The sequence below is a fragment of the Pseudomonas purpurea genome, from assembly GCF_039908635.1.
Lineage (GTDB): Bacteria > Pseudomonadota > Gammaproteobacteria > Pseudomonadales > Pseudomonadaceae > Aquipseudomonas > Aquipseudomonas purpurea.
This window is the reverse complement of record NZ_CP150918.1, coordinates 5,010,623-5,025,266: the sequence shown is the minus strand read 5'-3', so window position 1 is coordinate 5,025,266 and position 14,644 is coordinate 5,010,623. Positions and strand designations below refer to the sequence as shown.

At 62.3% G+C, this 14,644-nt stretch carries 13 protein-coding genes; 8 read left to right on the top strand and 5 right to left on the bottom strand.

The window, feature by feature from the left end:
- A complete protein-coding gene (locus AABM54_RS22550; RefSeq protein WP_347902162.1) occupies positions 1 to 1,332 on the top strand; it encodes a DEAD/DEAH box helicase in 1,332 nt (443 codons plus the stop codon).
- A gap of 184 nt (positions 1,333 to 1,516) precedes the next feature.
- Here AABM54_RS22550 and AABM54_RS22545 read toward each other — a convergent pair whose 3' ends face one another.
- Both AABM54_RS22545 and AABM54_RS22540 read right to left on the bottom strand, forming a co-directional pair.
- A complete protein-coding gene (locus AABM54_RS22545) occupies positions 1,517 to 2,758 on the bottom strand; it encodes a TIGR03862 family flavoprotein (protein ID WP_347902160.1) in 1,242 nt (413 codons plus the stop codon).
- A gap of 198 nt (positions 2,759 to 2,956) precedes the next feature.
- Positions 2,957 to 3,877 (bottom strand): histone deacetylase, encoded by a 921-nt coding sequence (locus tag AABM54_RS22540; RefSeq protein ID WP_347902159.1) that lies wholly within the window; start codon positions 3,875 to 3,877, stop codon positions 2,957 to 2,959.
- 86 nt (positions 3,878 to 3,963) lie between these two features.
- Here AABM54_RS22540 and AABM54_RS22535 point away from each other — a divergent pair, with 86 nt between their 5' ends.
- The 3 genes from AABM54_RS22535 (at position 3,964) to AABM54_RS22525 (ending at position 6,098) form a co-directional block, all read left to right on the top strand.
- Complete coding sequence (locus AABM54_RS22535) at positions 3,964 to 4,533, top strand: GNAT family N-acetyltransferase (RefSeq protein WP_347902158.1); 570 nt, start codon at positions 3,964 to 3,966, stop codon at positions 4,531 to 4,533.
- A 105-nt stretch (positions 4,534 to 4,638) separates the two neighbouring features.
- Positions 4,639 to 5,508: an acyl-CoA thioesterase II gene (gene tesB / locus AABM54_RS22530; protein WP_347902157.1), complete on the top strand. Its 870-nt coding sequence runs from the start codon at positions 4,639 to 4,641 to the stop codon at positions 5,506 to 5,508.
- Complete coding sequence (locus tag AABM54_RS22525) at positions 5,505 to 6,098, top strand: HAD family hydrolase (protein WP_347902156.1); 594 nt, start codon at positions 5,505 to 5,507, stop codon at positions 6,096 to 6,098. Before tesB ends, AABM54_RS22525 begins: the two co-directional genes overlap by 4 nt.
- Positions 6,099 to 6,250: 152 nt before the next feature.
- Here AABM54_RS22525 and AABM54_RS22520 read toward each other — a convergent pair whose 3' ends face one another.
- The 3 genes from AABM54_RS22520 to AABM54_RS22510 form a co-directional block, all read right to left on the bottom strand.
- A complete protein-coding gene (locus tag AABM54_RS22520) occupies positions 6,251 to 7,216 on the bottom strand; it encodes an alpha/beta hydrolase (RefSeq protein ID WP_347902155.1) in 966 nt (321 codons plus the stop codon).
- Positions 7,217 to 8,113 carry a neutral zinc metallopeptidase gene (locus AABM54_RS22515; RefSeq protein ID WP_347902154.1) on the bottom strand — a complete coding sequence of 299 codons (897 nt, stop codon included), beginning with the start codon at positions 8,111 to 8,113 and terminating at the stop codon, positions 7,217 to 7,219.
- An 82-nt stretch (positions 8,114 to 8,195) separates the two neighbouring features.
- Positions 8,196 to 9,008: a neutral zinc metallopeptidase gene (locus AABM54_RS22510; protein ID WP_347902153.1), complete on the bottom strand. Its 813-nt coding sequence runs from the start codon at positions 9,006 to 9,008 to the stop codon at positions 8,196 to 8,198.
- A gap of 264 nt (positions 9,009 to 9,272) precedes the next feature.
- Between AABM54_RS22510 and AABM54_RS22505 the strand changes: the two genes are divergently transcribed.
- The 4 genes from AABM54_RS22505 (at position 9,273) to AABM54_RS22490 (ending at position 14,601) form a co-directional block, all read left to right on the top strand.
- Positions 9,273 to 9,950: a TetR/AcrR family transcriptional regulator gene (locus AABM54_RS22505; RefSeq protein WP_347902152.1), complete on the top strand. Its 678-nt coding sequence runs from the start codon at positions 9,273 to 9,275 to the stop codon at positions 9,948 to 9,950.
- Between the two features lie 168 nt (positions 9,951 to 10,118).
- Positions 10,119 to 10,640 carry an RNA polymerase sigma factor gene (locus AABM54_RS22500; protein ID WP_347902151.1) on the top strand — a complete coding sequence of 174 codons (522 nt, stop codon included), beginning with the start codon at positions 10,119 to 10,121 and terminating at the stop codon, positions 10,638 to 10,640.
- A 53-nt stretch (positions 10,641 to 10,693) separates the two neighbouring features.
- Positions 10,694 to 11,707, top strand: a complete 1,014-nt coding sequence (locus AABM54_RS22495) for a FecR family protein (protein ID WP_347902150.1) — start codon at positions 10,694 to 10,696, stop codon at positions 11,705 to 11,707.
- A gap of 134 nt (positions 11,708 to 11,841) precedes the next feature.
- A complete protein-coding gene (locus AABM54_RS22490; protein WP_347902149.1) occupies positions 11,842 to 14,601 on the top strand; it encodes a TonB-dependent hemoglobin/transferrin/lactoferrin family receptor in 2,760 nt (919 codons plus the stop codon).
- Positions 14,602 to 14,644 lie beyond the last annotated feature (43 nt).

Genomic DNA, 14,644 nt, shown 5'->3' with positions numbered 1-14,644 from the left:
ATGACTTTCGCCACTCTTGGCCTGATCGAACCCTTGCTGCGCGCCCTTGAGACGCTCGGTTACCAGACGCCGACCCCGGTGCAGACGCAAGCCATTCCGGCGGTGCTGGCCGGTCGCGACCTGATGGCTGCGGCCCAGACCGGCACCGGCAAGACCGCCGGTTTCGCGGTGCCGCTGTTGCAGTTGCTGGCCATGGAAGGGCCGAAAGTCACCAGTAACTCGGTGCGTGCGCTGATCCTGGTGCCAACCCGCGAACTGGCCGAGCAGGTTCACGAAAGTGTGCGCCAGTACGCCGAGAACCTGCCGCTGAGTACCTACGCGGTGTACGGCGGCGTCAGCATCAACCCGCAAATGATGAAACTGCGCAAAGGCGTCGACCTGCTGGTGGCCACGCCCGGTCGTCTGCTGGACCTGTTCCGTCAGAACGCGCTGAAGTTCAACCAGTTGCAGACCCTGGTGCTGGACGAAGCCGACCGCATGCTCGACCTGGGCTTTTCCGAAGAGCTGGGGAACATCTACAAGGTGCTCCCCAAGCAGCGTCAGACGCTGTTGTTCTCCGCGACCTTCTCCGACGCGATCCGCGAGCTGGCCGGGAAAATGCTCAATGATCCGCTGAGCATCGAAGTCAGCCCGCGCAACGTGGCCGCCAACACCGTCAAGCAATGGGTGTACACGGTCGACAAGAAGCGCAAGCCCGAGCTGTTCGTTCACTTGATGCGCAAGGGCAAGTGGAAGCAGGTGCTGGTGTTCGCCAAGACCCGCAACGGCGTGGACGCCTTGGTGGAGAAGCTTCAGGGCCTGGGCGTGAACGCCGACGGCATCCACGGCGACAAGCCGCAAGCCACGCGCCAGCGCGCACTGGACCGTTTCAAGGCCAGTGAGGTGCAGATTCTGGTGGCCACTGACGTCGCGGCCCGTGGGCTGGACATCGAAGACCTGCCGTTGGTGGTGAACTTCGACCTGCCGATCGTCGCCGAGGACTACATCCACCGTATCGGCCGTACCGGCCGTGCGGGCGCGACCGGTGAGGCGATTTCGCTGGTGTGCGCCGATGAAGTGAATTTGCTGTCGGCCATCGAGATGCTGACCCGTCAGACCTTGACCCGTCACATGGAGCAAGACTTCGAACCGGAGCACCGTGTGCCGGATACCGACGCCAGCGGCCAGGTGATCAAGAAACCGAAAAAACCGAAGAAGCCCAAAGCCTCCGGTGGCGGCAAGCGCAACCTGGGCAAATGGGTAGACAGCGGCGAGACCGTCGCGGATGTGCCGGTCAAGGCTGTGCGCAAAGTGCCGGTGTTCAACACCGGGCCGCGTAAGCGTAAGCCTTGATTGTGTGATCGGCTTGCGATTCCCCCCTCGCCTAACCCTCTCCCCTGAGGGGAGAGGGGACTGACGGTGGTGTTCTTTCGAGTTATATCGACCTGAAAGTCCGAGTCGAACTCAGCTTTTGAAAGGCATGGAGATCTGCTCCCTCGCCCCTTTGGGGGGAGGGGTGGATCTGGAAGATTACGAATCACATCCCGCGCTTCAACCACTCCACCATCCCCAACCCTGCCGCGCGCCCGCTGGCGAAACACGCGGTCAGCAAGTAGCCGCCCGTCGGCGCTTCCCAGTCGAGCATTTCCCCTGCGCAGAACACGCCGGGAAGCTGCTTGAGCATCAGTTGTTCATTCATCGCTTCGAACGTCACGCCACCGGCGCTGCTGATGGCTTCGTCCAGTGGGCGGGTGTTGACCAGTGTCAGGGGCAAGGCCTTGATGGCGTTGGCCAGCAACAACGGGTCGCTGAAGGTTTCGGCCGGCGTCAGTTCACGCAGCAACGCGGCTTTCACGCCGTCGATACCGAGTTGGCTGTGCAGGTGTTTGGCCATGGAGCGCGAACCGCGGGGTTTGCTCAGCGCTGCCTGGATTTTATCCACAGGCTTGCCGGGCAGCAGGTCGAGGTGAAGGGTCGCTGAACCGGTGTGGTTGATGGCCTCGCGGATCGGCGCCGACAACGCATAAATCAGACTGCCTTCGATACCGGTGGCCGTGATCACGCACTCGCTCAGTCGCGGCACATCGTGATTAAGCCCGATGGCGATGTTTTTCAGCGGGGCGCCGGCGAATTTGCTGACCATCAATTCGCTCCAGGCCTGCACTTCAAACCCACAGTTGCTCGGTTGCAACGGCGCCAATGCCACACCGCGTTGTGCAAGCGAAAGCATCCACGTGCCGTCCGAGCCCAGGCGCGACCAACTGCCGCCGCCCAGCGCCAGCAGCACGGCGTCAGCGCGCAGGGATTGTTCACCCTCGGGGCTGTCGATGCGCAGGCTGCCGTCGGCGTTCCAGCCCAGCCAACGGTGGCGGGTGTGGATAACTACGCCGGCCTCGCGCAGGCGTTTGAGCCAGGCGCGGAGCAGAGGGGCGGCTTTCATGTCGGTAGGAAATACCCGGCCAGAGCTGCCGACAAAGGTTTCGATACCCAGCTCATGAATCCATTGGCACAAGGCGTCGGCCCCGAATGCTCGCAGCAACGGGGCGATCTGCGGAGCGCGCTCGGCGTAGCGCGACAGGAACGCCGGGTAGGCTTCGGAGTGGGTGATGTTCATGCCGCCGACGCCGGCCAGCAGGAACTTGCGCCCCACTGACGGCATGCCGTCGTACAGATCGACCTTGACCCCGGCCTGGCTCAACACCTCGGCCGCCATCAGGCCGGCGGGGCCGCCACCGATGATGGCGATGTGGTGAGGGAGAGGGGCGGTGGACTGGGTCATGGCGTGCGCTGCGGTATGGCGGAAGAGGGCGGGCATTCTAACAGTACAACCGGGGTGTACCCGATTTGCCCGCGAAGCTCTTTGCTGGTTAAAAAACACCCAGTGGCTTGCAGGCTACACACGCTGTGGCCTGTAGGGCCTTTCGCTCAGGTTATCCACAGGCCGTTCCACAGGCATTGTGGGTAAAGCACTCACACCTCAATGACAACCGGATGACTGCCAGACCCGTTGCGCGCTGTGATGGAGAATGCCATGGCGCCGCGCCAGGGCCTTGCGGTCCTTGCTGTAGCCGCCGCCGATCACCCCGACCACCGGAATATCGCGCCCCAGGCAATGGCGCAGCACGCTTTCATCGCGGGCGGCGACGCCTTGGTCGGTCAGTTTCAGGTAACCCAGTGCATCGTCTTTGTGCACATCGACGCCCGCGTCATACAGCACCAGATCGGGCTGGTAGAGCGGCAGCAGATAGTTCAGCGCGTCATCGACCACCTTCAGGTACGCCTCATCGCCCATGCCCATTGGCAGTGGGATGTCCCAATCGCTTGTGGCTTTGCGTGCGGGAAAGTTCTTTTCGCAGTGCAGGGAAACCGTCACGGCGTCCGGGGTATGTTCCAGAATGCGTGCCGTCCCGTCGCCCTGGTGCACGTCGCAGTCGAAGATCAGCACCCGCCCGACCCGGCCGCTTTCCAGCAGGTAATGGCTGATCACCGCCAGGTCGTTGAAGATGCAAAAACCGGCCGGGTGATCGTAGTGAGCGTGATGGGTGCCGCCCGCCAGGTGACAGGCCACTCCGTGTTCCAGCGCCTGCTCGGCGGCCAGCAGTGAACCGCCGACCGCGCGCACGGTACGCCGGGCCAGGGCTTCGCTCCAGGGCAGACCGAGGCGCCGCTGGTCCTCGCGGGACAACTCGCCGCCCATGTAACGCTCGATGTAGTCCGGGGCGTGGGCCAGGGCCAGGATGTCTGCCGGGCAGAGTTCCGGACGCAGCAAGGCGCGGTCCTGGGTCAGGCCGCTGTCCACCAGGTGATCGCGCAGCAGGCGGAACTTGTCCATGGGGAAGCGGTGCTCCGCCGGGAACTCGGGGCTGTAGTCTTCGTGGTAGATCAGCGGCAGCGGCATGGCAGATTTATCTAGGAAGGTATGTAGGAATAAGTGAAGGATCCTACCAGCGATGTAGACTTGTGGCATGGAAACGGAGGGGCCCGATGGAGCCAATACTGGAACTCGAAAGCGCGCGGTTGTTGATGCGCCAGTGGCGTGATGAGGATCTGCCGGAGTTTGCAGCGATGTGCGCTGACCCGCAGGTCATGCGTTACTTTCCGGCGCTCCTGAGTCGCCTGGACAGCGCGGCATTGATCGGGCGAATGCGCGGTCATTTTGCCGAGCATGGTTTTGGTTTTTGGGCGTTGCAGCGCAAAGACACCGGCGCTTTCATCGGTCTGACCGGTTTGTTGCATGTCGGTTTCGAGGGGGCTTTTACCCCAGCCGTGGAAATCGGCTGGCGCCTGGCACGCGAGCATTGGGGCCTGGGTTACGCCAGTGAAGCGGCCTGGACCGCTCTGCGCTGCGGCTTTGACCGACTGGCGCTGGACGAGGTCGTGGCCTTTACCACCGAGGCCAACTTGCCGTCACAGAAAGTCATGCAGGCCATCGGCATGCATTACGACCCCTCGGCGGATTTTGAACACCCCAAGGTCGGGGCCGATAATCCGTTGCGTCACCACGTGCTGTACCGCATCACCCGTGAACAGTGGCTGGAAACCTTGCATGGATAAGCTGGGCGGGATGTTTACAATGTGCCCATTGTGGGTCCGAGCCTGAATCTGAATTAACCGCCGCAGCTCAGACTGCGCGGTATAGCCTGTGTGAGGAGCGTCTGAATGAGCCAAGTGTTGGAAGACCTGGTCGACTTGCTGACCCTGGAAGCGATCGAGGAAAACCTGTTTCGCGGTCGCAGCCAGGACCTGGGTTTTCGCCAGTTGTTCGGCGGCCAGGTGTTGGGCCAGTCCCTTTCCGCGGCCAGCCAGACCGTCGAGGAAGCGCGCCATGTGCATTCGATGCATGGCTATTTCCTGCGTCCCGGCGACGCTGCGTTACCCGTGGTGTATCAAGTGGACCGAGTGCGCGATGGCGGCAGTTTCAGCACTCGCCGCGTGACTGCGATTCAGAAGGGCAACCCGATTTTTACCTGCAGTGCGTCGTTCCAGTATGACGAAGAAGGTTTCGAGCACCAGAGCGTAATGCCGCAGGTGGTGGGCCCGGAAAACCTGCCCTCGGAACTGGAAATCACCCGGCAACGCGCGCACCTGATCCCGGAACACATGCGCGAAAAGCTGCTGTGCCCCAAGCCGATCGAAGTGCGCCCGGTGACCGAAAAAGACCCTTACAACCCGCAACCGGCCGACCCGATCAAGTACGTGTGGTTTCGCGCCGACGGTGCACTGGCCGATTCGCCAGCGCTGCACAAATACCTGTTGGCCTACGCCTCGGATTTCGGTTTGCTGACCACCTCGATGCTGCCGCACGGCAAGTCGGTCTGGCAGAAAGACATGCAGGTCGCCAGCCTCGATCACGCGTTGTGGTTCCACGCCGACCTGCGCGCCGATGACTGGTTGCTGTATGCGATGGACAGCCCATGGGCCGGCAACTCGCGCGGTTTTTCCCGTGGCAGCGTGTTTAACCGCGCCGGGAAACTGGTGGCGTCGGTCACTCAGGAAGGTTTGATTCGTCATCGCAAGGATTGGGCATGAGTCTCTCTGAAGTACGGCACTGGGTGTTTGACATGGACGGCACGCTGACGGTGGCCGTACACGATTTCGCGGCGATCCGCGAAGCGCTGGCGATCCCCGCCGAGCACGACATCCTCACTCACCTCGCGGCGTTGCCCGCCGACGAAGCAGCGGCCAAGCACGCTTGGCTGCTGGAACATGAACGCGATCTGGCGCTCGGTTCAATGCCGGCCCCTGGCGCGGTGGAGTTGGTGCGTGAACTGGCCGGACGTGGTTATCGCCTCGGCATCCTGACGCGCAATGCACGTGAACTGGCGCATATCACGCTGGAGGCGATTGGCCTGGCAGACTGCTTTGCGCAGGATGACGTGCTGGGCCGTGACGACGCACCGCCCAAGCCCCATCCCGGCGGTTTGTTGAAACTGGCCGAGGCCTGGGACGTGGCTCCGAGCGAGTTGGTGATGGTCGGCGATTATCGTTTTGACCTGGACTGCGGTCGGGCGGCGGGGGCGCGGACGGTGCTGGTGAACCTGCCGGACAATCCATGGCCGGAACTGACTGACTGGCATGCGCAGGATTGTGTGGCGCTGCGGCAGATGCTGTTGGCTTGAGATGACCTTTGTGGCGAGGGAGCTTGCTCCCGCTCGACGGCGCAGCCGTCGTAAACCAGCGAATGCGTTGTGCCTGATAATCCGCGGTGACCGGTTTCGGGGTCGCTTCGCAACCCAGCGGGAGCAAGCTCCCTCGCCACACTTGTTTAGCACTACTGGAACAACGCCTTCTGCCCCTCGGGCGAGGTGAACATCCGGTTCCCGTCATGCCCGATGCCGGGCACTTCGATCAGCCGCTGATTCAACCCTTCGGGATGGCGTTGCTGCAAATAGTCGAAATAGTTGTGCCCACGAATCAGCCGATACGCGCCCTGCGTCTCGGCGGCGCAGCTTCTGTCCAGGGCCGGGTGATGGGGGTTGATGTCTCTTCGGCCCAGCAAGTAGGTGACATCGCGCTGAATGTAAGCTCGCTCCAGTTGTTGCGGTGTTTGCCCGTCGGCGTAGTCCGGCAGTTTCTCCAGACCGTATTTCCAGTCATTGAAACCGGGGCACGTCGCGACATCGAACGCCGTTGGCCGCTGCGCATCGAAGTACGCGTACGAGGACGGGTTGGCGACCACAAAACGCAAGGCAATGCCGGCGGTTTTCAGGCTTGGTACGTCGTGTTCGAGCAGCGCATAGCGTTGCACCACTTGTGCGCCACCAGAGTGACCGGCGATGACGATTTCTTTCAGGGCGGGAAACTGCTGACGGTCGCTCAGGCGTTCCAGAATCTTGTCGAGCACCGCGTAGGAGCTCAGCGGGTTCGGACCGGTGGACGGCGCGCCTGCCATCCAGTCATTGCCCTGCCAGCGCAGTACGCTGTCGGGCAAGTGATGGCGCGCAACATCGGCTTCGTTGAGAAACTGCGGCGCGATCACCAGGGTGGTGGCGCTTTGTCCGGCGTGTTCAGCAGCGGTTTCGGCACTTTGGCGATAACTTTCCGCGTTGCGCAGCCGACCGTGAATCACGATCAACACGCGCAGGATCTGCGGTGAAGCCTGGCTGACGCCGACCGCCATTTCGCCGGCACCCAGGTCCAGCCGTCCGGGGCTGATGACCTTGACCCCGCGCTCGGCGGCCTGACTGGCAGTGCAGACGATCAGCAGACCGAGCAGCGCCAGCCGTTGACGGGTCATTTACAGGCTCTTTGCCGCAAAGGTATCGCACTGGCCGACCTGGCCCTGGGCGAACCCGGCCTTGAACCAGCGCACCCGTTGCGCGGAGGTGCCGTGGGTGAACGAGTCTGGCACCACGCGGCCCTGACCCTGTTGCTGCAAGCGGTCATCGCCGATGGCATTGGCCGCGTTCAGGGCTTCTTCGATGTCACCCGGCTCCAGCCAGTTCAGGCGTTTTTGTGCATTGTTGGCCCAGACCCCGGCCAGGCAATCGGCCTGCAATTCCTGGCGCACCAGCAAGCCGCCGTCGCCTTCCATGCGTTGACCTTGCTGACGCGCGGCCTGGATTTTCGCCGACACGCCGAGCAAGGTCTGCACGTGATGGCCCACTTCGTGAGCGATCACATAGGCCTGCGCGAAGTCGCCGGCGGCGCCAAAGCGCTGGGACATGTCCTTGAAGAAACTCATGTCCAGGTAAACCCGTTGATCGGCCGGGCAATAGAACGGACCGGTCGCCGAGGATGCGCCACCGCAGCCCGAGTTCACCCGACCGCTGAACAGCATCAGCTTGGGGGCCGAGTATTGGCGGCCGGCCTGCTGGAAGATCTGGCCCCAGGTGTCTTCGGTGTCACCGAGGATGCGCGCCACGAATTCCGCCTGCTCATCGTTGGCCGGGGGCGCCTGGCGGGTTTGCGTGGTGGCCGGGGCCGACGTTTGATCCATCTGCCCGACCAGTTGCCCGAGGATTTGCAGCGGGTCCTGGCTGGTGATCCAGCCGATGCCGACGATCAGGATGATGGCCGTCAGGCTCAGGCCCTTGCCACCGCCGAAACGCATTCCGCCGCCGCCACCACTGCCAACGTCGTCGCCCCGCGCATCCACCACGTTGTCGCTGCGTCGGCCTTTTTTCCATAGCATGTGGGAACCCTCTGAATGAACCTGGTGATGAGTGTCGCTGGTGAGTGGTACTGACGCCAGTCCGATCGTCAGCCGGCGCCCGCTACAGTGGCTCGGCCGCAAAGGTGTCGCACTGATCGAGTCGTCCCTGGGTAAAGCCGACGTTGAACCAGTGCATGCGCTGGGCGGAGGTGCCATGGGTGAACGTCTCAGGCAGCAGGGCGGCTGTTTGGTTCCGTTGGAGGTAGTCGTCACCGAACACGGTGGCGGCGTGCAGGGCGGCTTCGATGTCGCCCGGCTCCAGCCAGTTCAAGCGTTGTTGCGCGTGCTGTGCCCAGACCCCGGCCAGGCAATCGGCCTGCAGTTCACCGCGCACGTGCAGGCCGCCATCGCCGTCGACGGATTGCCGGGCGTCCAGCGCATCGTCCAGCGGCTTCGTCAGCCCGAGTACGTTTTGCACGTGGTGACCGACTTCGTGGGCGATGATGTAGGCCTGCGCAAAATCACCGACGACCGAATACTGCCGGGCCATTTCGTCGAAGAACGTCAGGTCCAGAAAAATCTGCTGATCGGCGGTGCAGTAAAAAGGCCCGATGGCCGAGGATGCGAAGCCGCAGCCGGAAACCACGCCGTTGTCGAAGAGGGTCAGCGAGGGGTTCGGATAGGCTTGGCCCAGCGGTTCGAGAAGCTGGGTCCAGGCCTCTTCGGTGTCACCCAGAATCGATTCGACGAAGGCCCGCGAGCGGTCGTCTTCCGGCGTGTCGTGGGGCAGTAAATCCTTGCCAAGCAGGCCGATGGCCGCCAGCGCTGCGATACCCATTCCAGCGGCGATCTTGCGGTTGATCCCGGAGCGCGGGGACGAGGATTCCCGGGTGTCCAGTACGTGGTCGCTGCGTCGTGCCTTGTTCCATAACATGATGATGCTCCTTGTAGGTTGATCGGCATCCATTGCCGCCCACAGGGATAACAGCTGGCGCACTCGCCGTTCAGGCAAATGTGTAAAGGCAAGTAATTGTGCGGCGAACGTCGCTGTACGTCCCCAGGTGCAGGGTCGATCATGCGCCTGGCGAAGTTGTATAAGAATCGTAAACGCGGGCCTAAACGGCCGCCTCCCGGCTTCCTTCACTGTGTGGTGCAGCCCATAATCGCGGGCCTGTGCAGTAATGGCCGTGAGCCCAGAATGACAATGACAGTAGAACTTCCCGCAGCCCCCCAGGCCCCTGTGGCCGAGCCGCGCAAGAGTCGCAAGAACAACCCGGAAAAGACCCGCGAAAACATTCTGCAAGAAGCCATTGTCGAGTTCGTCCAGCAGGGTCTGGCCGGCGCGCGGGTCGATGCAATCGCTGAACGAATCCACACCTCCAAGCGCATGATCTATTACTACTTCGGCAGTAAAGAGCAGCTCTACGTCGAAGTGCTGGAGAAGCTCTACGGCGATATCCGCCACACCGAAAGCCGTCTGAACCTGGCTGAACTGGCACCGCAGGAAGCGATTCGGCGGCTCGTGGAGTTCACCCTCGATCACCATGATCGCAACGTCGATTTCGTGCGCATCGTCAGCATCGAGAACATCCACAACGCCGAGTACGTAAAACAGTCCGGGGCGATCAAGGCGTTGAACAACAGCATCCTCGACTCGCTGGGAGAAATCCTGCGGCGCGGTGCCGAGCAGGGGCTTTTCCGTTCGGGGCTGGAGCCGTTGGACGTGCACTTGCTGATCAACTCGTTCTGTTTCTACCGGGTGTCGAACCGCCACACCTTCGGCGAGATCTTTCAGGTCGACCTGTCGGATGAAGTGATCAAGCAACGCCATCGCCAGATGATCTGCACGTCGGTGCTGGGTTATTTGCAGGCGTAACGGCTGCCGTCATCGTTCCTGGCGCTTCATCAGAATTTCCCCTCATCAGGTCGAACGCCGGGTCGGCCTGCGCACCTCTGTGCGTACGAACTCTCTGCATTAATTGAAAATCATTCTCGACAAGACGTAAGATGCCGCCCTGTTTCCTTCAAGTTCCAGGGAGTCGGTTTGTCGGACGTGGATCTCAAGGGCCTGTTTCTCAAGCATGCCGTTACCCTGCGCGGGTACCTGGCCCGCAAGGTACGGGACCCTCAGTTGGCTGCTGATCTGGTGCAGGAAAGTTTCCTGCGCCTGGCCGAACAGACGCGCGCGGAGCGCATCGACAATACCCAGGGCTATCTCTATCGAACGGCGAGTAATCTGCTGATCGACCACGTTCGCCAGGAAGCACGGCGCAAGACCGATTCCGTGCCCCATGAGGCGCTGGCCGAGATCGAGGATGAAATGGCCGGGTTGGAGGCTCAGGCGATGGCCGAGCAACAGCGAATGGCATTGAAGCAAGCGTTGGCGGAACTGCCGGAACGGACCCAGGAGATTTTCCGCCTGAACCGCATCGAAGGCCTGACCCACGCCGAAGTCGCCCGGCAGTTGGGGATCTCCGACAGCTCGGTGCAAAAGCATCTGTCTCGGGCGCTGGCCTACGTCATGCAGCGCTTGCAGGGCGATCATCCGACGAACGCGTTACGGTAAATACCGGGTTGAGTCGTCACTGCTTATATATAACGAGAATTCGAGATTCACACGTGAATAGCCAGGGCCAGGATCACCGCATCACCGAGGCTGCCGCCGACTGGGCGGTGCGTCTGCACGCGGGGCCGTTGAGCGCCGCCGAACAGGCCGAGTTGCAGCGCTGGCAAGCGGCGGACAGCCGTCATGGCGACGCCTTGCGTTTTGCCGAGCAGACGTGGGCGGCCCTCGGCGACTTGCGTCACGATGCCGATTTCAACCGCGCCCCGGCACCGCATCGCCAGCCACCCGCAGCGGCACCGATGCCGACTCGTTCGACACGACGACGGCGCCCCTGGCGTGTGGCTGCCAGCGCGGCGGTGTTGCTGTTGGCGCTGAGTGTCGGCGGGTGGCGCGGCCCGGAAGCGCTGCTGCACCTGCAAGCGGATTACGTCACGGCCAAGGGCGAAGTGCGTACCGTGCACCTGGCCGATGGCAGCACCGTGGAGCTGGATTCGGCCAGCGCCATCCGCCTCGACTTCAACGGCACGCAGCGGCGGGTCCGCCTGCTCAGCGGCACCGCGTGTTTTGACGTGGCGCCCATGGGGCCGAAGGAAACACGGCCCTTCGTGGTCGACAGCGCCGGCGGCCAGACCCGTGCTCTGGGCACACGGTTTGTGGTCGGGCGTGAGGACGCCGAGCATGCGTGGGTCGGCGTGCTGCAACACAGCGTTGCGCTGACCCTGCAAACCCCGCCCGCACAAGGTTCGGCCGAGCGGGTGCTGCAAGAAGGTCAAAGCGCACGCTACAGCCCGACTGCCGGAGTGCGCGCGCTGGAAGGTTTCGACCTGCAACGGGCGACCAGTTGGCGGCGCGGTGTGCTGATTTTTGATCGGCTGCCGCTGGCCACGGTGATCGAGCAACTCAATCGCTACCGTCCCGGTCGCGTGTTGCTGAGCAGTCCCGAGCTGGGCACGCGGGAAGTCAGCGGCGTGTTTCGCCTCGATATGCTTGATGCCGCGTTGCAGACCCTGACCCGTGAATTGCAGGTGCAACGCTTCGATCTCGCGGGCGTCAGCCTGATCTATTGAGCCGGCTTCGCATTCCGGCTTCGCCTTCATTGAAAAACTTCTGAAAAAAACTTACTGAGTTTCGCTGCCTGACACGTCTTGCTAAGTGAGATGCATTCTCACAAACAAGAATAGTCAGTGCAGGGATATCGAGCATGGTTGTCAGCAGTTGCAAGGAACGCCTCACCGCCAGCCGGTTGGCCCTTGCCATTCACCTTGGCGTTGCCGGGATGTTGGCCAGCGGCGGCGTGTTGCACGCCGCTGAAGCACAAGGTGTTGTCGCGCAGCAGGTCGATCAGCAAACTGCGCAGATGTTCGATATTCCCGCTCAGTCGCTGGGCACGGCCGTGCTGTTGTTCGCCGAGCAGGCGGGGCTGCAAGTGTTGTTCGACAGCCAGCGCTTGCAAGGCTTGCAGAGCGCACCGCTCAAGGGCCGCTACAGCGTGCAGGAGGGCCTGGCCCGTTTGCTCGGCACGGCACCGGTGGAGTATCGCTTCACCGGCGAACGCCAGGTGACCCTGAACCGAGTGGCTGGCCATGACGGTGCGCTGACACTGGACACCACCACCGTTTCGGGCAATCACAACGAAGGCAAGCCCAGCGACTGGGTCTACCAGACGCCGCGTTCGGTTGCGGTGATCACCCGCGATCAGATCGACAAACGTCCACCGCGCCACGCCGCCGACATGCTCGAAGAAACCGCAGGCGTCTACAGCGCCGTCAGCCAGCGCGACCCTGGTTTGTCGGTGAACATTCGCGGCGTGCAGGACTACGGCCGGGTCAACATGAACGTCGATGGCATGCGCCAGAACTTCAACGTCAACGGCCACCAGCAGCGCAACGGCACCATGGTGATCGACCCCGAGTTCATCTCCAGTATCGAGATCGACAAGGGCAGCCAGTCCGGCATGGGCGGCGCGGGCGTGCTGGGTGGTATCGCCACGTTCAAGACCCTGGAAGCCCGCGAGTTCATCGGCGAGGGCAAGGAATACGGCGGGCGGGTGCGGGCCGGCAGCGGCATCGGCGAGCTGGGCAACGGCACCTACTTCAACGGCAGCGGTGTGTTTGCATTCGGCAATGACGTGGGCGACGTGCTGCTGGGTTTCAGTGAGCGGCATTTTGGTGACTACCGGGGCGGAACGCATAATTCCGACAACCTGGGCAGCGAGATCATGGCCAAGAAGTACCGCCCCGAGGCCTGGAACGACTGGCTCGACAGTGAAGTCGGCGACTCCGGCAGCGTGACTCGTTCGCAACTGATCAAGTTCGGCCTGAACCTGCCCCAGGACCAGCGTCTGCAACTGAGTTACATGCAGTCGGACAGCGACAGCAACGATTCGTGGATCTATGAAAACGGCAACGCCTACGACTATCGCCGCCACAGCAAGAACAACCTTAGCGCGCAGAACATTGCGCTGGACTATCGCTACACCCCCGACAACCCGCTGATCGACCTCAAGGCCAAGGTCTATTACGTGACCACCCAGCTGGATCGGCGCAACGCTGGCAACGACGCCACGCTGTCCTCGGGCAACCGCTATGCCGCGTACACCGATCACTACCGCACCGACACCTGGGGCGGGCAACTGGAGAACACCGCGCGTTTTGATTTCGACGCTTACGGTTCGTTGAGCTGGAACCATGGCCTGGAGTTGTACCAGGATAAATTCCGCCCGCGGGTCGACAAAATTGCTGCGCCCAACGAGGTGGTCCTGCCGTACATCGAGGGCGGAACCCCAGCCGGCAAACGCACCATGGCCAGTCTGTTCAACACCCTGCAATACGAATACGGCGGCTGGCTGACCCTGGACGCGGGCTTGCGTTATGACCGTTATCGGCTGGAAGGCCAGACCGGCATGACGCTGTTCAAATACCCCGACGTGGGCGTACGCGGCGCGGCGTCCCACGACGTGTACGACATCGACCGCGAAGAAGGGCGCTTCTCGCCGACCTTCGGCATTGGCATCAAGCCGGGCGTGGACTGGATGCAGGTCTACGCGCGCTGGGGCGAAGGCTGGCGTCCGCCGGCCGTGACCGAAGCCTTCATGACCGGTCGCCCGCACGCCGGTAACTCCGGGGAAATGGTGTACCCCAACCCTTACCTCAAGGAAGAGAAATCCCGGGATTGGGAAGTGGGCGTCAACGTGTTCAAGGAGTCGCTGTTTTTCAACAACGACCGGTTGGGCGTGAAGGTCGCGTACTTCGACACCAAGATCCAGGACTACTCCTTCCTCAATACCGGCGTGTCGATTCCGCACTCCACGCCAGGCCTGGGTTTCGGCCGCATGGCCTATGTGAACAACCTGAGCGACACACGTTTTCGCGGCATCGAGTACCAGCTCAACTACGACATGGGGCGGATGTACACCAACCTCAGCTACACCCACATGATTGGCACCAACGAGTTCTGCTCGAAGAACTTCTACATGGGCGGCGCCAAGAAAAGCGGCGGGCGGGTCGGCACCATCACCGAGAAGGTCACGTTGCCCAACGGTAAGGTCGGCACGGTGCGCAGAACGGTCTACAAGTGGGTCGACGATGAAAAGGCCAACGCGGCCTATGACTGCAAGGGCGTGTTCGGTAACGCCACCTACATGCCGGCCGATCGCGGCTCGCTGACCGTCGGCGCGCGTTTCCTGGAGCGCACCCTGGATACCGGCGTGCGGGTGCGTTACAGCTCCGGCAATGGCGAAAACCTCGACAGCCACAGCTATGAATTCCTCGACCAGGCGACCTGGCCGAAATACACCGTCTATGACCTGTACGCCAGCTACTGGGCGACCGAAAACCTGAACATTGCGCTGGCCCTGGAAAACGCCACCGACGAAGCCTATTTCGTCGCCATGGGCGACGCCAACAATCTCACCCTGGCTCGCGGGCGAACCCTGAGCGGGATGCTGGAGTACAAATTCTGAGTCGGCGTTTTGCCACTCCCAAGGTTTTGCTCACGAGGAGCAA